This is a genomic window from Geobacter sp. (assembly GCF_030834625.1).
In the GTDB taxonomy this organism is placed as follows: domain Bacteria; phylum Desulfobacterota; class Desulfuromonadia; order Geobacterales; family Geobacteraceae; genus Geobacter.
On the sequence record NZ_JAUQXO010000026.1, the window covers coordinates 16,836 to 43,094 of the forward strand.

The window sequence follows — 26,259 nt, forward strand, 5'->3', positions numbered from 1 at the left end:
TTCTCCTCACTCCACGGCCTTCACGAGGCGGTTCTTGATCTCTTCAAGACGCTCAGCGTTTGTGATCTTGTGGCCGAAGATATCCTTCACGTAGAAGACGTCGGCCACCTGATCCACCTTGGTGGATATCTTGGATACCCCGATGTAAAGGCCCAGTTCCGTCAGGGTGCTCGTGATCTGGTAGAGGACCCCCACCTTGTCGTGGGTATAGATGTCGATGACCGTATAGTCGGATGACACGTCGTTGTCGATCTCCACCCGGGAGGAGAAGCGGGGCTTCGCCCGCTCCGTGAGCAGCGTGGGCCGCTGCCGCTTGGCCACGAGATCCGCCACCTGGACCTTGCCCGCAAGGACCTGCCGCAGGTCCTCTTCGACCCGCTTCCAACGGCTCTCTTCGGTAATGACAAACCCCTGAGGGGAATTCACCTGGAGAATATCGAGGACCTTGCCATTGGTGTTTGTGTGGATCTGGGCCCCGAGGATGTTGATGCCGTTGGCGGCCATGACGCCGGTAATCATGGAAAAGAGCCCGGGAACGTCAAAGGTGCAGATGGTAAGGTTGGAGTATCCCCCCTCCGTTTCGTGAGCGACCCGCGTCACAATCTTGTTCTGGTCGAGTGCCAGCAGAATCTTCACATGTTCGGCAATCACCTGCGGAGGATTGGAGAGGAGATGGCGGGTGGTCATCGCCTTGAGCTCCTCCTTGACGGCGGCAACCGGATACTCTTCGCCGAGTATCTCAAGGGCCTTCCTTTTGACGCTTTTGACCCGCTCGCTGTGCGCTTCGAGCTTGAAGTCGCCCCGCTCCAGAACATTGAAGCTCTTTTCGTACAACTCCTGAAGGAGCATCGCCTTCCACTCGGTCCAGACATCGGTTCCCACCGCCCTGATGTCGGCGTAGCTGAGGAGATACAGCATCTTCAGGTTCTCGCTCTTCTCCATCTGCCGAACGAACTGGATGATCATCTTCTCGTCGTGGAGATCCCGCCGCTGGGCAATGTGGGCCATGAGGAGATGGTTTCTCACCAGGAATTCGAGCCGCTCGCCGTCCTCCCTGGAAAGTCCCATCCGCCTGGCGATGGTCGGAATCAAGTCCGCGCCCTTTTCGGCGTGGCTTCCTCCCTCACCCTTGCCGATGTCGTGGAAGAGGACTGCCAGAAGCAGCAACTCCCGCTTGTCCACTTCGCGGGCAAGCCTGGTGAGTAGCGGCAGTTCCTGTTCGCGCTCGCCCCGCAGGAGTTTCAGGGTCTCGTCGACGGCAAAGAGCGAATGGATGTCGACGGTGTAGATGTGGTAGAGGTCGTGCTGGACCTTGCAATGAATGTGGCTGAACTCGGGGATGAAACGGTTCAGGAATTCCAGGTGGTGCATAAGACGGAGAGTTTCGGATACATCCTTGTCGCTGCGGAGGATGGCGAAAAACGACTGATTCACATCTTTGTTTCGGCGAAACTTATCGTTCACCAGATGGAGACTTCTGCGGATGAGCGACTTGACGGCGACACTGATGACGACGCCATGCTTCTGGGCATACTCGAAGATCTTCATGAGCCGGGCCGGCTCCTTCTCGATCATCGACTCGTCGGGAATCACCAGCTCGCCCTTAATGATGTAGAACCCTTCCCCCACGTGGCGCCGGATGAAGTAGCCGAGGATCTTCAGTGCCCCCTCCTCGCGGCGGGTACATGCAGCGATGAGGGATGAGGAGATGTGTTCCACCTTTGTGGCATGGAGGTAGTAGTCCCGCATGAACTCCTCCACCGCCAGGGTCCGGCCGTTGTCCTGGTAGCCGAAGAATACTGCCAGCCTGGCTTGGGCCTCGAAAGTAAGTTGGTCGTTCTTGCGCCCGGATAGGAAGTGGAGCTCGTTGCGGATCCGCCAGAGATACGACAGTGCCTCATGGTAGGCGGCAAGTTCCTCCTCGGTCATCACCCCCTTGACGATCAGCTCCCGGGGATTGGCGACCTTATACTTGATCTTCGCCACCCAGAGGGCAGCATGGAGATCCCGCAGCCCCCCTTCACTCTCCTTCACGTTGGGCTCCAGAAGGTAGACTGACGAACCATACTTCTCACGCCGTTTCCGAAGCTCCGCCACCTTTTCCTTGATGAAGTTGTCGCTGCGCTTCGTCAGTATCTGGGTCAGCATGACCTTCTCGAAATCCCGGAAGAGGATCCTGCTCCCAGCCAGAACCCGGGCGTCGAGAAGCGCCGTCCGAACCGTGAGGTCGGCGGCCGCCATTTCCACACAATCCTGCAGGGTGCGGACCGAGTACCCCACGTCAAGCTTCATGTCCCAGAGAAAATAGAGGAGCTTCTGGGCAATGTCCTCCACCCGCGCCTGATCCTTGCCGCTATAGAGGAACATGAGGTCGATGTCCGAGTAGGGGTTGAGCTCACCCCGTCCGTAGCCGCCGATGGCTATCAGTGTCAGGCGCTCTCTCCCCCGTCCCGAGTGGACCACGTCCCTCACGATGCTCCGAAAGAGCTTCCGGATGAGGGTATCGACCATGGCAGTGAGATTTCGAACCACCGTCTCCCCGCTGGCTCCGGCCCGGTGAATCGCCTTGATCTCCTCCCGGTAATGGTTCAGAAAGTGCTTGCTGCCTGCCAGGTAGAGGGGACGCTTCTCCTCGAAGGAGGCCCGGCCGGCGTCGCCTGCCTCCTGGGAAGAATCGGGAAAGTAGCGGTCGATGTTGAATTCCATAAAACCCCTTGCCTATCGCCCAGTGCCTAACGTCTGGATATACACCCTGATCCCGTCCACGATTCCGTCCGCGGTCCGGTCCAGGAACGTCTGATCCCTCAGCCGCGCCTCCTCGGCTTCGTTGCTGATAAAGGCCACTTCCACAAGAATACTCGGCATGGTGGCGCCCACGAGAACGTAGAACGGCCCCTGCTTGACCCCCAGATTCCTCGTCCCGGAATAGTGGCCATGGATCTTTTTGTAGAGAGCCTTCTGGACTTCATCCGCCAAGTGAGCCGAGTCGTTGAGTTTGTAGTTTGCCATGAGGTCGAAGAGAATCGCCTGCAACAGGCTCACCTTCTCAAGGGACGTGCCATTCTCCCGGGCTGCGAGTTGTGCCGCTTTCTCGGTTTTGGCCAGATTGAGGTAGTAGGTTTCGATGCCCGAGGCGGCACGGTTCAGGGAGGCGTTGGCATGGACCGAAACAAAGAGGTCGGCATTCACCTTGTTGGCGATGGCGGTACGTTCCTCCAGCGGGATGAAGACGTCGGTCGAGCGGGTCATGACCACGTCAATGCCCAGCTCTTCCCTGATCTTCTCCGCCAGCTTGAGACCAATTGCAAGAACCACGTCCTTTTCCTGGGAACCACCAGCCCCCACCGCGCCGGGATCATGCCCACCGTGGCCAGGATCAACCACAATCCGTCGGATCTTTCCCGGCTTGAAGGTGCCTGCCGGTTTCGGTCGGGGTTTTTCTTCACGGGCCTCTGGCTTCTGTGTTTCCGCCGCGCTTGCCGGGGCCGGCTGGAGCTGTTCGGTAAGCTTCGAGAACTCGAGAGGGCGCTCGCCCTTGACATCTACGATGATCCGGAACGGGTCCGAGAGAGAGAATACCTTATACTCCTTGATTCTATCCACATCGAGAACCACCCTGACCACATCCGGCCGATACTGGCCAACCCGCGCAACCTTCAGCTGACCGTCGCCGATGGGCAGGTCATGCACGCCGGCGCCAAGACGAGCTCCGGTTATGTCGAGATAAATGCGTGACGGCAGGGTATCGCTTGGATGCTGCTTGATCTGGTGGGTCTCATAGCGCACTTCACGGTCGGCGGTAATGGCGATCCGGGTATAATCGGGGTTCGACCAGTGACGGACCTCCTTCACCACTGCCGGGGCCTCGCCCGGAGCAGAGGCCACGGCGGCCCTGACAGGAGCGGCGGTTGCCTTCTTTGCTGTGGTCTTGACCTTCGCCTTGGTCACCTTCGCTCGGTCAACCTCCGTGGCACCTGCAAGGGGACAGAAAAGAACCAAGGCCGCAAGGACGAAAAAAACAGGAAATAACTTTATCCACCGTTGTGTCATCACGTCAGGCCATCCTTTTCAACTCATCGAGAATATTGAGAGCCTCAAGGGGAGTGAGTGCCGCGATATTCAACCCGGCAAGCCGCTGCCGCAGGAGATCCTCCCCCTGCTCGAAGAGGGAAAGCTGGGGCGACGCCTTGGGCGCAGCGACCTTCTTTCCCTTGGCGATCCGGGGCACTCCCCCCTCCACATATTCCCCCTTCTCCAGGTTGTGGAGGATTTCCTTGGCCCGCTCGATCACCTCGGCGGGGAGTCCGGCAAGTCGCGCCACCTGGATGCCGTAAGAGTGGGATGCCCCCCCTTCGACGATCTTGCGGAGAAAGATCACCTGGTCGTTCCACTCCTTCACCGCCACGTTGCAGTTCTTGATCCTCCCCCGGGTCACGGCCAGCTCGGTCAGTTCGTGATAATGGGTGGCAAAGAGCGTCTTTGCGGCGCATCGGGCCGTGTCGTGGAGATACTCTGCCACGGCCCAGGCAATGGAAACACCGTCGAAGGTCGAGGTGCCTCGCCCTATCTCGTCCAGCACAACAAGGCTCCTGGGCGTTGCGTTGCGAAGAATCGCCGCCGTCTCCATCATCTCCACCATGAAGGTTGACTGCCCCCGGGCCAGGTTGTCGGAGGCACCCACACGGGTAAAGATCCGGTCCACCGCCCCTATCCGGGCCTCGGTGGCCGGAACGAAGCTCCCCAGCTGGGCCATGAGGACAATGAGGGCCACCTGTCGCATGAAGGTGGACTTTCCGGCCATGTTGGGGCCGGTGATGATGACGAGCTGATTCTCGCCGTTGTCGAGCAGGACATCGTTGGGAACGAACCGCTCGGAGACATTGAGGGCCTCCACAACCGGGTGTCGCCCCTCGGAGATGGAGAGCACGTCACTGTCATCGACAAGCGGTCGGCAGTAATTGCGCTCGTGGGCCACCTCGGCCAGGGAAGCGAGGACATCGAGGGTGGCGAGGCGGTCCGCCGTTCGGGCAAGCCGCTCCCCCTCCGCGGCAACCCGCTGCCTGATCTGCTGGAAGAGCGAATACTCCAGATCCACGATCCGCTCCTCGGCCCCGAGGACTTTCTCCTCATACTCTTTGAGCTCGGGGGTGATGAAGCGCTCGGCGTTGGCAAGGGTCTGACGCCGTATGTAGTCGTCGGGGATGGCCCCAAGATTCGACTTGGTGACTTCGATGTAGTAGCCAAATACCTTGTTGTAGCGGATCTTGAGGGAGGAGATGCCGGTGCGCGCCTTCTCCTTTGCCTCCAACCGGGCGATGAACCCCTTCCCTTCGCGGCTGATGGCGCGCAACTCGTCCAGTTCACCATGGTAGCCGTCGGCTATAATCCCCCCCTCACGGAGCACAAAGGGAGGGTCGTCAACGATGCCTCTGCCGATCAGTTCCGCCACCTCATCCAGCGGATCAATGCCCGCCAGCAGATCACGCAGAAGGCCTGCCTCGGCGTGTCCGAGCAGGCTCAACAGCGGCGGAATTTTCTGGAGTGATGCCTTGAGAGCCACCAAGTCCTTGGCTCCCGAGCTTGCGAGGCTGATGCGCCCGTTCAGGCGCTCCAGATCGTAGACCCCTTCGAGGGCCTCCCGAATGCCGGCCCGAAGGCCAGGGTCGCGGACAAGCTCATCGACACTATCCTGACGTTCCCTTATTTTATCGACTTTTACAAGTGGATAGTTAATCCACTGCCTGAGCTTGCGCCCCCCCATGGCGGTGGCGGTACGATCCAGCAGTCCCAGAAGCGACCCGCGCCGTTTCCCCTCGGAAAGGGTGGCGGTCAGCTCCAGGTTGCGGCGGGTGGTTTCGTCAAGGACCAGGAACTCCTGGGTCCGATAGGCCCGCAGTTCCCGGATATGGTCAACCCTGCCCTTTTGGGTCTCCTGCAGATAATACAGAACTGCAGCCGCTGCCTGGAGCCCCTCGGCAAGCCCACCACACCCCAGGGCATCGGGCGATGCCACGCCGAAATGGTTGCGGATGAGCCTCTCGCTGTAGTCCCGGTCGTAGACCCAGTCGTCCACATAGGTGAGCGTTCGGCCGGCAGCCAGATCGCCTCGGCCGTCCCCCTTCCCGTTCTCTCGAAAGGAAGCGGGCATGAGAATCTCCCGCGGATTGGCGCAGGCCACCTCTCCCCATACTCCATCACTACCATCCACCTCGGTTACCCGAAACTCGCCGGTGGAGATGTCCAGATACGCCACCCCCCAGCGATCGCTGCTGTCGCTGAAGATCGACACCAGAAAATTGTTTTCCTTGGGGGAGAGGCTATCGGCCTCCACTACGAGGCCGGGGGTAACGACTTTGACCACCTGGCGCTTCACGATTCCTTTGGTGGTCTTGGGGTCCTCCACCTGCTCACAGATGGCCACCTTCTCTCCTGCCTCGATCAGTTTAGCGATATACGGTGTAGCCGAGTGGTACGGTATGCCACACAGGGGAACATCGGAACCGTCTCCCCCCTTGCCGCGGGAAGTAAGAGTGATGTCGAGGATGCGCGAAGCCTTGACGGCATCGTCAAGGAACATCTCATAGAAATCGCCGAGCCTGAAGAAGAGAATCGAGTCAGGGTAATCGGCCTTGATTTCCAGATACTGGCGCATCATCGGGGTGAGTTCGGACATCGAGAAAGCCTTGGTGTTCAGGGAGTTGGGAAGGTATCGTAACAGAAACGGCCGCGCCATGCAAAACCAAAACCCGCGAAGATGGCAGACAGGCGGTGAATGGACAACAAAAAAGCCGACCGAATGGTCAGCTTTTTAATTTGGAGGCGGCGACCGGATTTGAACCGGTGAATAAAGGTTTTGCAGACCTTTGCCTTACCACTTGGCGACGCCGCCCTCTATTTATGCTCTGCAGAAGAGAATCTGTCTTATACCCGTTTTGCCTCCCTCTGTCAACGTGAAATTCATTTCAGACACGGTCCACGGGCGGCTTGACAGTCTGACAATTTTGCAGCGACAATGGGCTTGGCCTTAACACCGCCACATTCTACCATGCCCCTCAAGGAGACCACCCATGACTGAACAGAAGACTTGCAACTGCGGCGAAAAACACCAGGGACATCTCTGCGTCCTCAAGAGCAAGGGGATGATGAAGGAAGTTCGGCACCTTACCGCCAACCCGACGGTAGTCTGCTTCATCTGCGGGTCCGAGGCGAATTCCGCCGACAATGTCTGCGAACCTATGGCGCTGGATGGGAAATAGGAACAGGAAAGGTCAGCGGGTAATGACCTTCATGAACTTGGCGAGGTAGTCGACACCGGACCAGACAGTCATGATGGTGGCGATCCAGAGGTAGAACATCCCCGCATTGTGCATGTTGACCGTGAGATAGGGGTGAGGGATACCAAAAAACCAGTTGTAATCATAGTGGAGAAGAAGCCCGATAATTGCCACCATCTGGAAAATGGTTTTGAACTTGCCCAGGTCACTGGCCGAGATGACGATCCCCTCGCTGGAGGCTATCCCCCGCAGCCCGGTAATGATGATCTCGCGGCCAAGGATCACCAGCACCATCCAGGCCGGCACACGATTGAAGGGAAGAATCATGATGAGGGCCGCCATGACCATGAGCTTGTCAGCGATGGGATCGAGGAACTTGCCAAAGACCGTGACGATACCCATCCTGCGGGCAAGATAGCCGTCGAGCCAGTCGGTGATGGACGCGATGGCAAATACCGCCGCTGCCCAGAACCCCGCTTCCCGTGACGGCGAGAGGAGGAGCACCGCCAAAACTGGAATCAGGGCGATACGCAGGAGGGTGAGGATGTTCGGGATGTTCCAGATGGATTTGGCATAAGTTTCGGACATGTATGAACCGGTTCTCAGTTGGTGGACTGGTATGATTTCCTGTAATTGAGCACCCTGTCTACATAGGTGCGTGTTTCCTGGTACGGAGGAACTCCATTATACTGGGCTACCCGCGACAGGCCGGCATTATAGGCTGCGAGGGCCAGAGACTCGTCTCCCCTGAAGGTGTCGAGCAGAAAGCGGAGGTAGCGCACCCCCCCCCGAATGTTGTCCCGCGGGTCGAAGGCATTTGCTACTTTCAAGTCCTTGGCCGTCTTGGGCATGAGTTGCATGAGCCCGCTCGCCCCCTTAGGGGAGACGGCGTTGGGATTATAGCCGGACTCGGCATGGATGACGGCCTTAACCAACGACTTGTCGACGCCGAACTCCAGGGCGCACTGGTTTATGATCGGATCGAATTCACCCGAATTACGAGCGATGTTTCCAAGCTTGAAGGTGGTCCGGAGCTTGCGGTCCTTCTTGATATCCCTCATGAAAATCTTGAACCGCTTGTCGGTCGGAGCGTCGGTAAAATGAACGACCCCCTCGTCATCCTCGTAACGATAGATATCGGCCGTGGCGGACCCATAGCCTGCCATCCCCCAGAGAACCAGGGCAAGGGCCATAATTTTGACAACTTTCGGCACTTTTCCTCCCATGCAGCGCAGATCGGCGTCCATGCCGAAAGCCATACAAAATATAGACCAACTCCGAAAGCAATGCAACCCCACAGAGAACGGCCGGTATGACCTTGAAATGCCTTGACAAAGGGGCTAAGCGGGGGAATAATCGACTGTCTTCATAAATATTTACACATTATCCAAGGAGCACGCCCATGAAAATAGAGAGCGATTTTCTCGTCATCGGCAGCGGCATCGCCGGGCTGTCCTTTGCCCTCCAGGCTGCGCGTCACGGCACCGTTGTCCTCGTGACCAAGCGTGAAGTGACAGAATCCGCCACCAACTATGCCCAAGGGGGGATCGCCTCGGTCTTTTCCCAGGAGGACACCTTCGACGCCCACGTGGAGGACACCCTCGTAGCCGGTGCCGGAATCTGTCACGAAGACGTGGTGCGGATGGTGGTTGAAGAGGGTCCCAAAGTCATCCGCAACCTCATCGAGTGGGGGGTGCAGTTCACCCGAAGCGGAGAAGCCTTCGACCTGACCCGCGAGGGAGGGCACAGCCAGCGCCGCATTCTCCACGCCGACGACGTGACAGGACGCGAGATCGAGCGGGCCCTGGTGGCCGCCGCCCGCGAAAACCCTAACATCAGACTCTACGAGCACCACATCGGCATCGATCTCATAACCATGGCAAAGGTGGCCCGCAAGCGGGTCAAGCCCAACCGCTGCCTCGGCGCCCACGTTCTGGATATTGCCTCAAACCGCGTAAAAACCTTCAGAGCCAAGATCACCCTCCTGGCAACGGGCGGCGCAGGCAAGGTCTACCTCTACACCTGCAATCCCGACGTGGCAACCGGTGACGGCGTGGCCATGGCGTACCGTGCAGGCGCAACCATCGCCAACATGGAATTCATGCAGTTCCACCCCACTACCCTCTACCATCCCCACGCCAAGTCGTTTCTTATCTCCGAGGCGGTCCGCGGCGAGGGGGCCATCCTGCGACGCCGCGACGGCACGGCGTTCATGGAGAAATACCATAAACTCAAGGACCTTGCCCCCCGTGACATCGTGGCACGGGCCATCGACAATGAGATGAAAACCCACGGAGACGACTGCGTCTACCTGGATATAACCCACAAGGACCCAGAATACGTCCGGACCCGCTTCCCCAACATCTACCAGACCTGCCTGGATTACGGCCTCGACATGACGAAGGAACCGCTTCCGGTTGTTCCAGCTGCCCACTACCTGTGCGGCGGCGTAGCGGTGGATAAGAACGCCGAAACAGACGTGAGTCACCTCTACGCCATCGGCGAGGTGGCCTTCACCGGCCTCCACGGCGCCAACCGCTTGGCAAGCAACTCGCTGCTGGAGGCGGCGGTCTACGCGGGTCGGGCCTACAAGCGGGCAGTGGAGGAACTGGCAGAGAACCACTTCGAGTACCCGGACATCCCCGAATGGGACGCGAGCACAGCAACCGACAGCGACGAGATGGTGGTTGTCTCCCAGAACTGGGACGAGATCCGGCGCTTCATGTGGAACTACGTGGGTATCGTCCGTTCAGACAAGCGGCTCGAACGGGCGCTGCACCGCATCCGTCTGATCCAGGAAGAGATTGAGGACTATTACTGGGACTTCACCATCACCTCGGATCTCATCGAACTGCGGAACATCGCCACCGTGGCGGAACTGATCGTCAACTGCGCCCTTCAGCGTAAAGAGTCCCGCGGCCTCCACTACACCATCGGCTACCCCGAGCGTGACGACGTGCATTGGAAGAAGGACACCTACATCAAAAAGCAGTTCTGAGGAACCCATGACGATTGACGAACTGAGACAGGAAATCGATCGGATCGACAGCGAACTCCTACGGATTTTCAACCGGCGGGCAGGGCTCGCCCTGGAAATTGGCATGATCAAGAAGGAGCGCGGACTCCCGGTTTATGATCCCAAACGTGAAAAACTGATCTTCGAACGAATGAAGGCGGGCAACCCCGGCCCCCTGGATGACGGGGCCATCGTGCGTCTTTTCGAGCGGGTAATCGACGAATCGCGCCGGCTGGAGCGGATCATGACCCACCGGGAGGAAACTACGGGCAAGGAGGAGCAGTAATGCTCATCATCATGAAAAAGAGCGCCGGCGAAGAGGCGCTCGTGGAAATAAAGGAATACCTGATTACGAGGAACTTCGACATCCACCAGTCAACCGGCGCCAACCGGACCATCATCGGTGTCATCGGCGATACCGACACCCTCGACTCTGCCGAACTGGAACAGATGCCCGGCGTGCTGCAGGTGGTCAGGATAGCAAAAGAAGAGTAATCCCTTTACCGGCCGTCAATATACCGCAATCGCCGCGTAGGCAACCACCTGCCGGTTGTCCCCCGTCACATCACCGCTCGTAGCATAGCGGACCAGTTCCGCCTTCGTGGCGCCCAATGCTTTCGCAGCCACCAGCATGACCGTGGCGGGAATCACCCCGCACATGGTAATGTTCTTTTGCCCGCAAACACTCAACAGACCTTCCGGATTCAACGCAAGCACCTCGGCGATGGCCTGTTCATCTTTCGTGCGGGCGGCATCGGCTGACTCGTAGTGGGTCATGTCCGAGCTTGCCACGATCAGCACATCCTCGCCGAATTCCCTGATCGCCCACGCGAGCCCCTCCCCCAGCAACCGGCACCGCTCGTAGTCGCCGAAACCGAGACAGAGCGGCACTATTTTCACGTCCTCACGACAATACTTGAGAAACGGCACCTGCACTTCAAGGGAATGTTCAAACCGGTGCGCCGAGGTGTCAGACTCCACAACCGGGGCATGCTCCCGCACAAGATCTGCGAGTTTGGCATCGATCGGCACTGAACCAAGAGGAGTGAGCCATTCACCATCGGGATAAAGGGCGGCGGCAGCTCCGAAGCCATGGTGGTTGGGGCCGAGAATGACAACGGTTCGCGGCAATTCAACAATGCCATAGATGGCTCCGGCAACGTTTCCGGAATACACGTACCCGGCGTGGGGGGCCACAATACCCGTCACTCGCCGCTTCGCGGCGCCAACGGGCACCATCCGCTGAAGCTCCCCCCGTAACCGTTTCGGTTCATCGGAGTAGAACTGACCAGCAACCGCAGGCTGACGTACCATCGCCCCCTCCCCCTGAAACGCGAGCGTTTTTTCTGCAAACACGCTCAACTATACCAGAGAATCGGTTCGACAACAGCCAACATACTGTTTTCTTTCAGAGCTGATCCCCTTCCCCCTCGGACTGTCCCAGGGGTAGTTCTTCCTGCTGCTCATAGGGGGCGGTTTCAGACAGGTCGCGAATCTCCTTGAGGGTAGGCAGACTCCTGAGATCCTTCAGGCTGAAGAGTTCCAGAAATTCCCGGGTGGTGCCATAGATAAGCGGTTTGCCCGGTATGTCCTTCTTGCCCAGAATCTTGATGAGCTTCTTTTCCAGGATAGTCTTCAGGACGCCGCCGGAGTCGACGCCGCGCAGGTACTCGATTTCGGCGCGGGTCACCGGCTGGCGGTAGGCGATGATGGCGAGGGTTTCAAGGGCGGATTGGCTGAACTTGACGGGGCGGGTCTTTGTGAGACGGCGAAGATAGTCGGCGTTCTCGGCCGGAGTGCGGAACTGGAAACCGGTGGCCACTTCGGCAAGAACAACTCCCCTCCCCTCGCGGCCGTATTCATCCTGAAGCGCGTTCAGGGCCTCCTTTACCTCTCCCCGGTCAAACTCCTCCAGGAAGGTGCAGAGCCGGTCAAAAGTCACCGGGGCATCGGCAACGAACAGAAGACTTTCCACAATGGACTTAAGATTCGGCATCGGCGACGGCGTCCTCCCCCTCCATGACCGCCGGCTGGATCCAGATGGAGCCGTAGCGGTTTGCCTGAACCACCTTGACCATCTTGAGCTTGCAGAGCTCAAGCACGGCGAGGAAAGTGGCGATAAGAAAGTCCCGGTTGAAGTTCTCGGGAAAGAGCTCATCGAACAGAAGCGACTCTTTCCCCTCCAGTAGCGAGAGGATCTCGTTAATCCGCTCGGCGATGGTGATCGACTCGGCCCCCACCTCGTGAAAGCTCTCCTCGGAAACCCGGTCGAGAACCTTCCTGAATGCCTCTATCAGCTCGAACAGCTCCACCTCGACCGGTTCCTCCTCGGGCTGCATCCCCGCAAGTTCCGGGGACAAAAAAGTGCGGGCGTAGGTCTCCCGGCCGAGCATATCCCGCTCCGCCAGGGAGATCGAAGCCTCCTTGTATTTCTGGTATTCCAGGAGCCGCCTGACCAACTCGGCCCGAGGGTCTTCCTCCTCCTCTTCCGTCGACTCCTCGTCGGCCGGCATGGGAAGAAGGGTCTTCGACTTGATCTGGATGAGGGTCGAGGCCATGACGAGGAACTCGCCGGCGATCTCCAGGTTGAGCTCCTTCATCATCTTGATGTAGTCGAGGTATTCCCGCGTGATGATGGAGAGCGGAATATCGTAGATGTCCACCTCGTTCTTCCTGATGAGATGAAGGAGTAGGTCGAGGGGTCCCTCGAAGACCTCGAGCTTAACCGTGTAGGAGGCAGCCTCCTCGTCACGGTAGAGATCGAGATTTCCGTCGCCGCTCATAGCTTGATGGCGTCCCGCACCTCGGCCATGGTCCGTGCGGCCTCTGTTGCGGCACGGGCCTCTCCTTCGGCGAGGATCTCGGCCACCAACCCCGGCTTTTCGGTGAGCTCGTCGCGGCGGGCCCGGTAGGGGGCGAGGGTTTCAACCAGGTACTCGGCCTGGAGCTTCTTGCACTCAACGCAACCGATGGCGGCGCTGCGGCACCCTGCGAAGATGTCGGCCTTTTTCTCCTCGGGAAGGTAGAGGCTGTTGAGAGAAAAGGCGACGCAACGGTCGGGCTCACCCGGATCGCTCCGCCGAACCCGCTGGGTGTCGGTCACCATCGACATGACCTTTTTGCGGGTTTCGTCGGCGCTTTCCGAAAGGAAGATGGCATTGCCGTAGGACTTGCTCATCTTGCGGCCGTCGAGCCCCAGGACCTTGGGAGTTTCAGTGAGTAGTGCCGCCGGCTCGGGGAATACCTCGGTGTTGTAGAGGTAGTTGAAGCGGCGGGCAATCTCCCGGGTGATCTCCAGGTGGGGGAGCTGGTCGTGACCCACCGGCACCTTGGCGGCCTTGTAGACGATGATGTCCGACGCCATGAGGACCGGATAGCCAAGAAAGCCGAAGGTGGAGAGATCTTTGGTGGAAAGATTCTCCTGCATCTCCTTGTAGGTGGGATTCCGTTCGAGCCACGAAACCGGCGTAATCATGGAGAGGATCAGGTTCAACTCCGCATGCTGGGGTACGCGGCTCTGCCGAAAGATGACGCATTTGGCGGGATCGACCCCGAAGGCAAGCCAGTCGAGGATCATCTCGTCGGTGTTCTGGCGGATGGCTTCGGTATTGTCATACTCGGTGGTAAGGGAGTGCCAGTCCGCGGCAAAAAAGAAACACTCGTACTCCTCCTGGAGTTCCCGCCAGTTGGCGAGCACCCCGTGGAAGTGGCCCAGGTGCAGTTTTCCGGTCGGCCTCATGCCGCTGACTATCCGCTTGTTGCTCATCGTCTGCTCCTTTTTCGGCGCATCGGCGCTCCGATTATCTCATGAGAAAATGCGTGACACTGTACACCAGCTTGCTCTGGGGACCGGCGAGGATGCTGATCCCCACATCGAGCATGGGTGAGATGACCGTGCTGAAGATATTGGTGAAGAATACCAGAATGATAATAATGATCATGCCGTAAGGCTCCACCCGGGCCAGCATCTCCGCCTGACGGTAGGGCAACAAGCCCACCGCCACCCGCCCGCCGTCGAGGGGGGGGAGCGGTATCAGGTTGAAGATGCAGAGAAGCAGGTTGATGTAGACCGAAAAGGCCGACATCAGGATCAGCGGATCGAGAAACGTCTGGACCGGCGAACCGTCGGGAAACCCTTCGCCTAGAGCAGCGAGTCCCCGCATGACGATGGCCGAGACAAGGGCCAGGAGAAAGTTGGTCACGGGACCGGCGCCGGCGACCCAGATCATGTCGCGCTTGGGATTCCTCAGGTTGTGGAAATTCACCGGCACCGGCTTTGCCCAGCCGATGCCGACAATGAAGACCATGAGAGTTCCGAAGATGTCCAGGTGCTTGAGGGGATTGAGGGTAAGCCGACCCATGTAGCGCGCAGTCCGGTCGCCCAGGCGATCAGCCACGAAGCCGTGGGAGACCTCGTGGCAGGTGATGGCCATGAGAGCGGGGACGAGCATGATCGAAAGCTTGAGGAAAAACTGTTCCATAGGAGGGATCTCCGAGTATGTAAAAACCGTTCATTTTTAGCAGACTGGCCAGTGAAAGTCAATTACGGGGGAGATCGCCGGAGTAAGCCCCAGCCCGACCGAATGGAGATGTGGCTGCAGAAAAGTCTAAAGTTTCAGCCAAGAGAACCCGATATATTAACTAGGCGCATTCTTTGAAACAATAATCCTTATAAATCTCCCTGGGCAATTTCCCGTCCTTCAGCAAACATTCACGGATTCAGCATGACTCAAATCATGAGGTTAAACCCGGTGAAGTATTGTCATCATTTATTGCTGCTGATCATGATATTGCTACCAAGCGCGGTCTGGGGAGAGACCCATCCTTTAAGTGTGGCTTTTTATTATGGCAAACAGCACCCGGTCAACGAGCTGCACGCCTTTGATATTGTGGTCATTGATCCGGACAGCGGCCTTACTCCGTCCGATTATGGCCGGGGACAGAGTGAACTGTTTGCCTATGTAAGCGTCGGCGAGGCAGACCCGGCCCGCTCCTACACAAAACAGATGCCGGACAGGTGGATAATCGGCGAGAATCAGGCATGGAAGTCGAAAATCGTGGATGTTTCCAGCGAAGAGTGGCGACGATTCTTCTTAGATCATGTAGTGGAACCGCTTTGGCGGGCCGGTTATCGCGGTTTTTTCCTGGACACTCTTGACTCCTACCGGATGGCGGCCCCCGCTGAGGCTTTTCCGCGCATGGAGGCCGGACTTGTGGCGGCCGTCCATGACATCCGGAAACGCCACCCCGAAGCGCGTCTTATTCTGAATCGCGGTTTCGAAATTTTTGATCGTGTCAAAGATCTGGCCTATGCCGTGGCGGCCGAATCCCTGTACCAGAATTTCAATCCAGCCACCGGTAAGTACGGAACAGTTGACGCCAATGATCGTTCATGGCTGACAAGCCGCTTAAGAGACATCAGGGGAGCTGGTGTGCCAGTGATTGTCATTGACTATGTCGACCCTGCAAACCGTCCCCTGATGAGGGAGACTGCCGATAAAATAAAGTCCCTCGGCTTTACCCCCTGGGTAACAGACAAGGATTTGGCAGGTCTGGGGATAGGGAGCGTAGAAGTCATGCCGCGCACGGTACTCGGCCTATACGATGGCGGCGAAGGGGCCGGTGGCGATATGTTTTTCACCAACTTGCAGCGCTATGTAGTCATGCCGCTCAACTACCTCGGCTACACCGTCGAGATGCATGACATGAGAGAGCCGCTGCCGGCGGGCATTCTGAGGGGACGTTACGCAGGGGGTGTCATATGGCCCTATTCCACCAGTTCGGGCGAAAAACAGGGGTTAAAGCAGTGGATCCTGAATTGCGTTGAACAAGGTCTCCCGCTGGTCTTTCTGGAACGTTTCGGCATCAGCCTCGACAGCGACCTGACCAGCTCTCTCGGGCTCGCAATGGAACAATTCACGCAACTTGCACCGCCGGCCAAGGTTATTGCAAAAGATGACATGGTTGGTTTCGAGCAGCAACCGCTGCCGCGCATCGATGCATATCTGCCGGTCAGAGCAAAAAATGGTCGGGTACTGTTGCAGCTTTCAACGGCCAATGGCGTCACCAGCGATGCCGTGGCCATCACCCCCTGGGGCGGGTATGTCTCAGGCCCCTATGTGGTTACCCAGTTGATGGAAAGTCAGGCAGCCTGGGTTATTGACCCCTTCCGTTTTTTCAGCGAGGCGCTGAAGCTTCCAATCATGCCGGTACCGGACACAACCACTGAAAATGGGGTGCGACTGCTGTTGGCCCATGTGGACGGCGACGGCTTCGAAAGCCGGGCCGAATGGCCTGGAGGAAAACTTGCCTCCGAGGAACTACTCAGCAACATCCTGAAGCGCTACCGCATCCCAACAGCGGTTTCGTTCATCACGAGCACTCTGGCTCCCGACGGCCTCTACCCTCAGAAATCGGCCCGGTATGAAGAGGTCGCTCGCGACATACTGGCACTGCCATGGGTAGAGGGTGCCAGTCACTCCTTTTCGCACCCGTTCCGCTGGAAACCGGACCAGGAAGACACAGGGGTCGAAGCGGAAATATGGCATACAGTGGATGTCCCCGGTTACAAGTTCGATCTTGAATCAGAAATCAGCGACTCCATAAACTACATCAACAATCGGCTGATGCCCGCCGGCAAGAAGGCGCGCCTTTTCCTTTGGACAGGCAACTGTCTTCCTGCTGGAGATGCCGTACGACTGACCTATGAAAACGGGTTGCTTAACATAAACGGCGGCAGCACCATCATTACCAACTCAAACCGTACCCTCACGGCAGTTGCCCCTCTGGGGATAAGCCGCGGCAAATGGTTCCAGGTTTTTGCCCCCAACCAGAACGAGAATGTTTACACCAATCTCTGGAGCAGAAATTTTTATGGGTACAGTCGTATCATCGAGACATTCAGTCTGACCGAATCACCGCGTCGGCTCAAGCCTGTCAACATCTACTACCACTTTTATTCGGCCAGCAAGGAAGCCTCTCTGTCCGCCCTGCGCAAAGCTTACGACTGGGCCATGGGCCAGCGTCTGTTCGGAATCTTCACCTCCGAATACATCGAAAAGGTGCTCGACTTCAACCGCACCGTAATTGCCCGAAATAGCGACGAGTGGCTGGTGCGTAACGGCGGCAGCCTTCGCCAGATGCGCATTCCCACCCATGCCGGCTTTCCCCAGCTGGAGGAGGGCACCAACCTGGCGGGGTACAGTGATCTCGGTGACAACCGCTACCTGCACCTGGGCCCCGGCGGAGAGGCCAGAGTAAGGCTGGCAGTTACGCCGCCAACAGCAGTATCTCTGGAATACGCTGCAGCCAGGGTGACTGACTTCACCCGCAGCGGCAAAAACATGCGGATATCCTTCACAGGACACACTCCGTTTACTGTCAATCTGACCGGAACCAGCGGTTGCACCATAAATACAGATGACACCACTCTTAACTCAGTCAAGGGCGACACAATTGTAACCCTTACGGAAGGAAACCATGACCTGGCGGTCACGTGTAAATAGCCCACCTTCTCGGGATCGTGCACGTTTTTCAAATCCGCTGACGGTGCTGGGGATATTCTGTGCCTTTGTGGCTGTGCTGGCGCTGCTTTTTCCGGAGCGGGGGCTGCTGAAGAGCCTTGATGGCAAGGAAGATGCGGCGACCATGCGTTACCGCGAGGCAATTTTGAGGGTGCGTCCGAATGACGCCAGCTTACGCATCAAGGTAGCAGAATCACTGCTCAGGTCAGGCAATGACCAACGGGCCCTAGAAACCCTCAAACAGCTCCCCCCTGATCTTTCCGCCGACCAGAAACGCACTGTGGCAGAACTGCGCTACAGCGCCCTGCAAAACCTGTTCCTTGATGCTGACAGCGGCTCCCCACAATGGCAGAGCCTGAAACCGCACGTGCGGTCTGCTGCCATGGAACTGACTGGTTCCGATCCTGCGCTCTGGCGTCTGCAGCAGCTGGCAGCTGATGCCCGTGCAGCTGGCGACCTTGATGCCTGGGGCAGATACCAGAAAAACATAGCAGCACTGGAAAATGCTGCCAGAGCAGCCGGCCAACCGCAACAGGATCCATTCTCCTTGGCCCTCGCCCAACGAGATTACCGCGCGGCAGCAGCACTCTGCTTTAGCGGCATGCACAAGGCCGCCACAGTGAAGCAGCGCAGGGAGCTGTTCATGAAGGGCGTGCGCACTCTCCAGGCCGGCAACCTTCCCCTTGAGGCTCTCAGGGCCGGAGAACAGCATCTGGATGGCCTGTCAGGAGACAGGTCCACCCTCATATTCCTGACCAGAGTCAGTCTGGCAGCCGACCAGCCGGCGCGGGCCCAGTATTTTATCAGAAAGGCCCTCGGAATGGCGCAGGATCACAACCCGGCGGATCCATCATGAAGAAAATTATCGTCATGATAGCATCCATTATGATGACAGTCGCCCAATCGGGTGCGATGAACCTTTGCCGTGCCGACCAGGGCATGCCACCGGTGGGTCCCTCCGCCCCCTTCAATACCGAGCTTTACAGTCTCGGCTATGATGTCTTTCTGGCGAACAGCAATCCGCGCGAAGCCTTTCTCCTGGCGGAAAGAGCCGTCGTCGCACGCTCCGATGACATCGAATGGCGTCGCAGAGCTGCACAGAGCGGCGAATGGTCGGGCAACGCGTTGGCAGCTCTGGAGCACTGGATGTATCTGAACTCGAAGGGGCAGGAGGACGCCGCCGGGAATGCTCTGCGTCTGGCGAGAGCCACGGGTCACCACCGTTATCTGAAGCAGTTGCTTGAACAACGCAGCCCTGGGGAAAACCGGGACACTCTTGTCGAGTATGTTTCCGTATGTGAAGCGCTGGGAGTGCCGGAGGCCGCCATAGATTTGCTCGAACGTCACCGCGGCGGTCCGTACCGGAAAGAGGTGTTGGAGCAGCTTGCCAGGCTGCACGAAGCTACCGGTCATCCGCAGCAGGCCGTCGATGCCCTGATGGAGCAAATGAAAACCTTCGGTCTTACCGAAGAAGGAATCCTCAGGGCTGCCGCCCTCACCTTCGGGACCGGCAACACCAAGCGCGCGTATGCTATTCTTGAGCTCGGGAAACAGGTCATCCCAGCCTCGGCAAAGACCTACTGGCAAAGCTTCGACGATCTTGCCTGGGCGTTTCAGGACATGCCGGCTGTCGAGCTGGCTTTAGGGAAACTGCTGGAGAGCGGCAAGGCACGGGAAGAAGACTACCAGCGCCTGATCCTGCTCAGCAGGGATAAAGACCCTGAAGCCGCCTACCGCCTCTCAATGGATGGCTGGCAGCACTTCAGGCTGCCCGACTTTCTCAAATCAGCCCTGGAGTTGGGCATTGCCATGAAGAACTACAGGGCCATGGCCGACGTGCTGGCCCAGCAGGAACGTGAAGGGAAGCTGAAACCGCAGGAGCAGGATGCCTATTTCTGGAGCCTGGTTTCCCAGGTCCATCACGGAACAGGCGCACCAGGTGAGAGCATTCGCTGCTACCGTGAAGCTCTCAGGCGGGCACCCGCCGACGGTGATCTGGCAGCCGGATATGTCTGGCTACTCTTGGACCTTGACCGCAGAAAGGAGCTGAGGGAACTGCTCGTAGCCTGGAAAGGCCGCGAGGGAAAGATGCCATCTCTCCATGAACCGTTCGGAGCTGCGCTGGCCTATCTCGGTGAGTACCAGAAGGCTCTCCCCTACTTCCAGGTAAAATACATCCAAAAGCGCGATGATCCCACCTGGCTCGCGGCATATGCAGACATCATGGAACAGACCGGCTGGCAAGAGGCTGCCTACTATGAGCGCCTGAACGCTCTCCGCCTTTCCCGCAAAAGGATGAAATCGGCACCGGCCGGCAATGGCGACGTTCGACAGGCATTGCTCAGGGAATTTGCTCGAGTAGCGATGCCGCTGAATCCGGGAGACGCGGTCGATGGCCTGATGAAGGAGATTGCAACCGGTCGCCAGGACGATGTCAGCCGCGAACTGGTGGCAGCATGGACGTTATCCAGCCAGCGCACGGAACTGGCCAGGCTGTGGTTCTGGCGCGAGTATGCCCGAATGACCAGGCGGCCGCGCTGGGTTGAACTTGCACTGGCCCTGGAAAACAATGATCGGCAGGCCATGGCCCGTCTGCTTCAAAAAGATTTGGAGCGCCTCCCTTACCGTGATGCGATTGAGGCAGCTGTGCGGACCGGGCAGACTCCGCTGGCCGAAACCATCGCCTTTGATCGGTTTCAGGTCAATGACCGCGACTATCTACTGGACAACCAGGTCCGTGACTTGTATGGAAGCCGAAACGGTGGCCTCCGCTATCGCCTCTCGCTTATTGATCGGGAGGGGATAGGCTTCCTGGACCAGATGCTCTCAGTAACAACCGCCATGACGCCCAGGTTTTCACTGAAACTTGAGGCGGGCAACAGTAACATCCGCCACCAGGAGATGGATGTGGTCGGTATCTACCCTGCCAGCATCCGGACAGCGCGCATGGGTGCCATCATGCGCCACACCGGGGGGAGCGCCGAACTCTACGCCGGGTTCCGCGATGCCCTTTACACCCATCCCCAGGCCGGCCTGCTGGGGAACTGGAAACTGACCAGCAGCGTAACACTGGAAATGGCCCTGCTGAGCGGTGCGGAAAGCGACGAGAGCATTGGCCTCAAAATCGGCGGCATGAAAGACGAACTCCGTCTGGGACTGCAGCATGGGCTCACGCCTCGCGACACTCTTCTGCTGCGCCTCAGCGGAAGCATCCTGCGCGACCAGCAGTGGTACCGACTGGGTGACGGCGGTTCCTTCGAGGCAGAACTGACCCACCGCATCATCTATACCGGGCCCGACACAACGCTGCGTCTCTTCGGCGGCTATCACAACTTCAATCGCGGTCCCAATCCCGTTGGCAGAACCGCCCTGCTGATCCCGGCACAGCAGAGAGCGACCAGCGGTTCGGCCTATTTTGTGCCGGAATCATTTGCCCAAGCTGGTATAGGAATCCTGGTGGGGGAAGAGGCTCGAGACAACTATACCCGCAACTGGCGTCCGTTCGGGGCTCTTGACGTCAGCTGGAACAGCAACAGCGGCACCGGGTTTTACTATAGAGTCGGCATGGTGGGGCCGATAGTGGGACTGGACAAACTTGAAGGGGCTTTTACCCAGGAAAGTGGATCATTTGGCACAAGCGATGTCAACAGCCGCTTTGACCTGAGCTACCGTTACTATTTCAGATAGGACAGAGACATGGCAAACCAGTATTCCAACAGCAGAAGGGTAGCAGGAGGACAGCCGGGGACATGGGTCCGTCTGGCCCTGGTCTTGGTGCTGGCGTTCGCCGCCGGATGCAGCGGTGGGACCAAGGACGGCTCCTCGCCTGTCAACAGCGGCAACCAGAGCGGTGGCAGCACCCAGATCCTGCCATTCACGGGTCCAGACCCCAACCTGCTCCTGAACGTGCGTGACAAGGCGGCCAAGGCCGATTCCTACGCCATCACCTACGGCGCCCTCACCAAGGCGGATATCGATACGCTCAAGACCTATCCCCTGGTCATCGTCCATCCGTACAACGGCAACCTCACCAGGGACCATATTATGTGGATCAAGCAGGGGGTTAACCCCAATGACCCCAGCGACAACCCGGTGGTGCTCTGCTATGTGTCCATCGGTGAAGACACCCGCACCTTCCAGCTCACCGACACCCAGATGCGGACTGATTCGCGTTTCACCGGCGATGGAAGCGGTCCGTCGATCGATCCGCGGGGCCCCGGTCCCAGCGGCCGATCACTGGTAGGCCTGGATCCGAAGGGGACACCGACCAACGGCGGGTTCGCATCGTACTACGTCAACGACAATGCACAACGCTGTCCCGGGGACCCGGTCAACGTACCCGACCAGAACGGGAACTTTCTGACCCGCTTCGTCAATGCCGGAGACCCGCTCTGGTATAGCACCGTCAAAGATATGCTGATGGATGTGAACAGCCACACCCCTCCGGGACTGCGTGAAGTTCTGACCGAAAGCTACGGGCGCGGACTGGGATGCGACGGCGTCTTCCTGGACACCATAGATACGGCTGCGCCCAACAAATACACCAACTGCTCAGACACCAATCATTCCAGCTCGGAGTGGACCGCAAAGGGATTCTCAGATTTCATTCGAAAGCTGAGAGCCGATTTCCCCAACAAGATCATCCTTCAGAACCGCGGCCTGTTCTTCTTCGATCCGCGCGAGCCGCATTACCAGGTCTCGGCACGGGGGGTCATCGATATAGGCTTTTTTGAAAGCTATTATCTCGACAACGATTCACAGACTGCCGTTTCCCCCTATTTCCCGGACAACAAATACAACTCGATGCCCAAGATCATGGCCGAGGCCAATCGGTCGGACGGTTTCAAGATGCTGTCCCTGGGCTATGCCAACGGATTCGGAGGAGCGAAACCGGGCATGGATGTGCAGACCCTGCTGGGGAACTCAAACACTGGATTCAATATTCTGATGCAGGATATTCAGGAGTCCCATTCCGTCGGTTTCAGGCATTACATCACCAATGCCACCGTCGATCTCGTGAACTCGTTCGTCAAGAACAATGAAAACCTGAACGACACAACGGCGCCGGACTGGTCCAGCGTGTTCAATATTCACTATAACGATTACCCGACCAGTGCGCCCGATGTGCGCCCCGGAATCCAGAAAATCGAGCTGAACGGCAACACGGTCACCATCTCCTGGGATGTGGCCCTGGACATGAACCGCGTAAGCTACGCGCTCTATTACCAGACCACCCCTTTCAACTTCGCGCTGCCCCAACCTCTGGCCAATGCAACCAGGACGGTCCTCACACCTTCAGTCGGAACGGGATACGATATGGTCTGGCAGGCCCCTGACCCTGGCCTGGCACTGCAGAACGTTTACCCCTACGAGAGTTCCCTGACTCTTCCCGGCCTGCAGGGCGGAAACACCTACTATCTTCTCTTGCGGGCCTTCGACAGCAAGGGGAATGAAGAAGCAAACGACGTCGCATGGACGTGCTCAAACATAACCTGTTCAAAACTGTAAAGGAGGCATTATGAAAAGAATATCCGTGGTTTTACTGGTCGGTCTGCTGCTGTCCGGCTGTGTTACCTTGAGACAGGGTGGCGGCACAGTCTCCTTCACTGACAGCTGGGCACTTCTACCGTTCATCAACAACACTGAAACGCCCTACGCCGCCGAGCGGGCCGAAGCAATTACTGCTGCGCTGCTCTACACCCACGGAGTGCAAAAGCTTGAGCGCACGGTGACGGAAACAGCCAAGGGAGACGACCACCTCGGGCTCGACCGGGGTGAACTTAAGCAGAAAGCAGCCCTGGAAGCGGCCAAACTGAAGAAAGTCCGCTACGCCATTGCCGGCACGGTCAATGAGTGGCGTTACAAGGTCGGCCTTGACGGCGAACCGGTGGCGGGGTTCACCCTGCAGGTTATTGAACTGCCCGAGGAGAAGGTGGTCTGGAGTGGCGTGGCCGGGAAAAGCGGTTGGAGCCGTGATGCAGTCAGTGCCGTTGCCCAGCAAGTTCTCGACAGTCTCATCGGAGATCTTAAAAAGGCAGCCGAAACCAACACCAAGTAATAACGAGTAAAGACCATGGCATTCAAAAAAGACATCACCATGAAGCTGAACAGGTGGCTGGAAACCTTTGCCATCACCGCCATCGTGATAACTGGCGGGTTTCTCCTCAACAGCAGCGACCCCTTATTCGTACATGCCCAGTTCCCCTGGGTCTGGTTCGGACCTCTGCTTGTTGCCCTGCGCTATGGCATCGCCCCGGGACTCGTCTCGACAGGGGGGATCTGTCTGACGCTCTTGGTTATGCCCCGCCTCGGTCTTCCGATTGGTGAGTTTCCTACCAACTACGTGCTGGGTGGCCTGCTGATCGTCCTGTTAACAGGCCAGTTCAGCGAGGTTTGGAACAAGCGTCTCAGACACGCCGACCATCTGAGCAGACATACGAGTGACCGCTTCGAGCAACTGTCGCGCGCTTACTTCATGGTCCGTCTTTCCCATGACAGGCTGGAGCAGAACCTGATCAGCCGGCCGGTCACACTGCGGGATGCCATGATCAACCTTCGCAATCTTCTGCTAAAACATGGCGGCAGAATGGACAGCGAAACCGGCGCAGCCCTCCTCTCGATCCTGATGCACTACTGCAGTCTGCAAAGCGCTGCCCTCTATCTGGCAAATGATGACAACGAGATAGCGGATCATCCCCTTGCCCAGTGCGGCAAGGGCGCAACGCTGAAGAAAGACGACCTTCTGCTCCGCTCGGCCATCGAGTCAGGCCAAGCCGCCTACCAATCCATCAACAGTCGTATTATTGAGGGGCAGACTTCATCATCTCCAGCAGCGCTTTCGTCGGCGGTCTGGAGCGTTGACACATCGCGCCTCGACCAGAAGGAGCAGACTTCATATCTCGTGGTCGCGCCGATGCGCACCAGTTCGGGCAAACTGCTCGGTTTGTTGCTTGTCACTGAAATGCCTTTCCTTAACCTGCACCGCGAAACACTGCAGATAATGGGCGTTCTGCTGGCCTATGCCTCCGATCAGGCAGAATCCGTCGAGCGAGCCAGCGACTTGCTGAACCACTTTCCGGACTGCCCCCCCAATTTTGCAGCTGAACTGATCAAGACTGTTCGACTGAAGCGTGACCTTGATGTAAGCAGCGCCCTGGTGATGCTGAAAGTCGTTACTGCCTCCCGCCTGGATGAAATATCCAGAACCATGGAGCGACAGCAACGTGGCCTGGACCACTCATGGCAGCGCACGGTGCAAGGGGGAGCACAGTTTGTTACCTTGATGCCCTTTTCAGGGCCGGCCTCCATCGAAGGGTATCAGTCGCGCCTAGACGAAATACTGCGGCGCCAGTTTGGCAGAAGTATCGGTCAGGAGGGCATCACCATGCGCTCTGCGATTGTGGCCGCCGATGATCCCCTTGTCCAGTTGGTTGATCTGCTGGAGGAACGACAATGATTCGGATCATTCTGCTGCTCTTGGGGGTTCTATGTGAGAATGCCGCCCTTCAGGCGCTTTTCAGCCAGCAACCGGTCTGGACACGCCTTTTTCTGTTTCTTGCTTCTCACCTGATCGCAGCAGTATCCCTTGCGTTTTTGCTCAGACTGTCCCTGCCGCGTCAAGGTGACACCCAAAAATGGGACACTCTGGCATTATTCTTCAGCTTCGCCTTTTTCATTCCTGTTTTCGGATGCATAGGAATGCTGTGTACCCTTATCTATTTCCGCTTTTTTCTCCGATTTGATACTAGGCCCGAATTTTTCAGCGTTCCGATGACCCCATTCATGCAGGAATCAGGGGGACCGTCTCCGGGGATGGGAGAAGGAGGTGCCTGGTCGCGACTGCGGACAGAATCCCTGCCCCGCCCCATGCGCCTGAAGGCCCTGCTGGCCGTCGGCTCCGGCAGCGGTCGGAATGTCAGCAGGTTGTTGCACTTTGCTACCAGCGACAATGATGACGAAATCCGCCTCCTAGCCTTCAACATTACAGACCAGCACGAGAAGGTCATCAACAAGGCAATATCAGAGTCGCTGGCCAAACTGAAGAAGGCGGAGATCCGTGACGAACGGTTTCCGCACTGCCGCAAGCTGGCCTTTTCGTACTGGGAACTTATTTTCAATGATCTTGCCCAACAAGACCTTGCAGAGTTCTATATCTCGCAGTCTCTCTCTTATGCTACCCAGGCGCTGGATATAGTCGCCAATGACCCCAACCTGCTGATACTGCTGGGACGCCTGCACCTGTGGAGGGGGAATCTGGAGGCAGCTGAGAAGGCGATCTACGCTGCCATGAACAACGGCGCACACCGTGACCGTGTGGTCCCGTATCTGGCTGAACTGGCTTTCCTCCGCAGGGATTTCGTCACGATGAGAAACTATTTCGAACTGAATCCTCTACTGCGCCACAAACCCGGGATAGGGCCAGTGGTGCAATTCTGGATGGGATAAC

At 57.9% G+C, this 26,259-nt stretch carries 21 protein-coding genes and 1 tRNA gene; 11 read left to right on the forward strand and 11 right to left on the reverse strand.

Annotation, left to right across the window (positions count from 1 at the left end; genetic code table 11):
- Nucleotides 1-6: 6 nt before the first annotated feature.
- The 4 genes from glnD to RCH91_RS06585 form a co-directional block, all read right to left on the reverse strand.
- Nucleotides 7-2,706, reverse strand: a complete 2,700-nt coding sequence (gene glnD / locus RCH91_RS06570) for a [protein-PII] uridylyltransferase (protein ID WP_306533813.1) — start codon at nucleotides 2,704-2,706, stop codon at nucleotides 7-9.
- 12 nt (nucleotides 2,707-2,718) lie between these two features.
- The gene (locus RCH91_RS06575) at nucleotides 2,719-4,050 is read right to left on the reverse strand and encodes an N-acetylmuramoyl-L-alanine amidase (RefSeq protein ID WP_373694371.1); all 1,332 of its coding nucleotides are present in this window, start codon (nucleotides 4,048-4,050) and stop codon (nucleotides 2,719-2,721) included.
- A gap of 4 nt (nucleotides 4,051-4,054) precedes the next feature.
- Nucleotides 4,055-6,673 (reverse strand): DNA mismatch repair protein MutS, encoded by a 2,619-nt coding sequence (gene mutS / locus RCH91_RS06580; RefSeq protein ID WP_306533815.1) that lies wholly within the window; start codon nucleotides 6,671-6,673, stop codon nucleotides 4,055-4,057.
- Between the two features lie 141 nt (nucleotides 6,674-6,814).
- Nucleotides 6,815-6,889: transfer RNA gene (locus RCH91_RS06585), tRNA-Cys, on the reverse strand.
- Between the two features lie 178 nt (nucleotides 6,890-7,067).
- Between RCH91_RS06585 and RCH91_RS06590 the strand changes: the two genes are divergently transcribed.
- Nucleotides 7,068-7,256, forward strand: coding sequence for a hypothetical protein (locus tag RCH91_RS06590; RefSeq protein ID WP_306533816.1), 189 nt, complete (start codon nucleotides 7,068-7,070; stop codon nucleotides 7,254-7,256).
- A 12-nt stretch (nucleotides 7,257-7,268) separates the two neighbouring features.
- Here the strand turns inward: RCH91_RS06590 and pgsA are convergent, their stop codons facing one another.
- A complete protein-coding gene (gene pgsA, locus RCH91_RS06595; protein WP_306533817.1) occupies nucleotides 7,269-7,862 on the reverse strand; it encodes a CDP-diacylglycerol--glycerol-3-phosphate 3-phosphatidyltransferase in 594 nt (197 codons plus the stop codon).
- 14 nt (nucleotides 7,863-7,876) lie between these two features.
- Nucleotides 7,877-8,467, reverse strand: coding sequence for a lytic transglycosylase domain-containing protein (locus tag RCH91_RS06600; RefSeq protein ID WP_306533880.1), 591 nt, complete (start codon nucleotides 8,465-8,467; stop codon nucleotides 7,877-7,879).
- A gap of 209 nt (nucleotides 8,468-8,676) precedes the next feature.
- Between RCH91_RS06600 and nadB the strand changes: the two genes are divergently transcribed.
- From nadB to RCH91_RS06615, 3 genes are read left to right on the forward strand one after another with little or no spacing between them, the layout of a single operon-like run.
- The gene (gene nadB / locus RCH91_RS06605) at nucleotides 8,677-10,272 is read left to right on the forward strand and encodes an L-aspartate oxidase (RefSeq protein WP_306533819.1); all 1,596 of its coding nucleotides are present in this window, start codon (nucleotides 8,677-8,679) and stop codon (nucleotides 10,270-10,272) included.
- Between the two features lie 7 nt (nucleotides 10,273-10,279).
- The gene (locus tag RCH91_RS06610) at nucleotides 10,280-10,576 is read left to right on the forward strand and encodes a chorismate mutase (RefSeq protein WP_306533820.1); all 297 of its coding nucleotides are present in this window, start codon (nucleotides 10,280-10,282) and stop codon (nucleotides 10,574-10,576) included.
- Nucleotides 10,576-10,785 carry a hypothetical protein gene (locus RCH91_RS06615; protein ID WP_306533821.1) on the forward strand — a complete coding sequence of 70 codons (210 nt, stop codon included), beginning with the start codon at nucleotides 10,576-10,578 and terminating at the stop codon, nucleotides 10,783-10,785. The genes RCH91_RS06610 and RCH91_RS06615 overlap by 1 nt, the downstream gene beginning before the upstream one ends.
- 15 nt (nucleotides 10,786-10,800) lie before the next feature.
- On the opposite strand, the gene amrB is transcribed toward RCH91_RS06615, so the two are convergent.
- The 5 genes from amrB to RCH91_RS06640 all read right to left on the reverse strand — a co-directional run bounded on the left by amrB (nucleotide 10,801) and on the right by RCH91_RS06640 (nucleotide 14,771).
- A complete protein-coding gene (gene amrB / locus RCH91_RS06620) occupies nucleotides 10,801-11,604 on the reverse strand; it encodes an AmmeMemoRadiSam system protein B (RefSeq protein ID WP_306533822.1) in 804 nt (267 codons plus the stop codon).
- Between the two features lie 94 nt (nucleotides 11,605-11,698).
- Nucleotides 11,699-12,286, reverse strand: coding sequence for an SMC-Scp complex subunit ScpB (scpB, locus tag RCH91_RS06625; RefSeq protein ID WP_306533823.1), 588 nt, complete (start codon nucleotides 12,284-12,286; stop codon nucleotides 11,699-11,701).
- On the reverse strand, nucleotides 12,273-13,073 hold the full coding sequence (locus RCH91_RS06630) for a ScpA family protein (RefSeq protein WP_306533824.1): 801 nt from the start codon (nucleotides 13,071-13,073) through the stop codon (nucleotides 12,273-12,275). The genes scpB and RCH91_RS06630 overlap by 14 nt, the downstream gene beginning before the upstream one ends.
- Complete coding sequence (trpS, locus tag RCH91_RS06635; protein WP_306533825.1) at nucleotides 13,070-14,056, reverse strand: tryptophan--tRNA ligase; 987 nt, start codon at nucleotides 14,054-14,056, stop codon at nucleotides 13,070-13,072. The genes RCH91_RS06630 and trpS overlap by 4 nt, the downstream gene beginning before the upstream one ends.
- A gap of 34 nt (nucleotides 14,057-14,090) precedes the next feature.
- Complete coding sequence (locus RCH91_RS06640; protein ID WP_306533826.1) at nucleotides 14,091-14,771, reverse strand: site-2 protease family protein; 681 nt, start codon at nucleotides 14,769-14,771, stop codon at nucleotides 14,091-14,093.
- A 243-nt stretch (nucleotides 14,772-15,014) separates the two neighbouring features.
- Between RCH91_RS06640 and RCH91_RS06645 the strand changes: the two genes are divergently transcribed.
- The 7 genes from RCH91_RS06645 to RCH91_RS06675 are packed head-to-tail and all read left to right on the forward strand — an operon-like array spanning nucleotide 15,015 to nucleotide 26,258.
- Entirely contained in the window at nucleotides 15,015-17,795 is a 2,781-nt protein-coding gene (locus RCH91_RS06645; RefSeq protein WP_306533827.1) for a bifunctional glycoside hydrolase 114/ polysaccharide deacetylase family protein, read from the forward strand.
- The gene (locus RCH91_RS06650) at nucleotides 17,770-18,669 is read left to right on the forward strand and encodes a hypothetical protein (RefSeq protein WP_306533828.1); all 900 of its coding nucleotides are present in this window, start codon (nucleotides 17,770-17,772) and stop codon (nucleotides 18,667-18,669) included. Before RCH91_RS06645 ends, RCH91_RS06650 begins: the two co-directional genes overlap by 26 nt.
- Nucleotides 18,666-21,500, forward strand: coding sequence for a tetratricopeptide repeat protein (locus RCH91_RS06655; RefSeq protein WP_306533829.1), 2,835 nt, complete (start codon nucleotides 18,666-18,668; stop codon nucleotides 21,498-21,500). The genes RCH91_RS06650 and RCH91_RS06655 overlap by 4 nt, the downstream gene beginning before the upstream one ends.
- 9 nt (nucleotides 21,501-21,509) lie before the next feature.
- Complete coding sequence (locus tag RCH91_RS06660; RefSeq protein WP_306533830.1) at nucleotides 21,510-23,321, forward strand: hypothetical protein; 1,812 nt, start codon at nucleotides 21,510-21,512, stop codon at nucleotides 23,319-23,321.
- A gap of 10 nt (nucleotides 23,322-23,331) precedes the next feature.
- A complete protein-coding gene (locus RCH91_RS06665; protein WP_306533831.1) occupies nucleotides 23,332-23,871 on the forward strand; it encodes a penicillin-binding protein activator LpoB in 540 nt (179 codons plus the stop codon).
- A gap of 15 nt (nucleotides 23,872-23,886) precedes the next feature.
- A complete protein-coding gene (locus tag RCH91_RS06670; RefSeq protein ID WP_306533832.1) occupies nucleotides 23,887-25,269 on the forward strand; it encodes a PelD GGDEF domain-containing protein in 1,383 nt (460 codons plus the stop codon).
- Nucleotides 25,266-26,258 (forward strand): hypothetical protein, encoded by a 993-nt coding sequence (locus RCH91_RS06675; protein ID WP_306533833.1) that lies wholly within the window; start codon nucleotides 25,266-25,268, stop codon nucleotides 26,256-26,258. Before RCH91_RS06670 ends, RCH91_RS06675 begins: the two co-directional genes overlap by 4 nt.
- The last annotated feature ends 1 nt before the right edge of the window (nucleotide 26,259 follow it).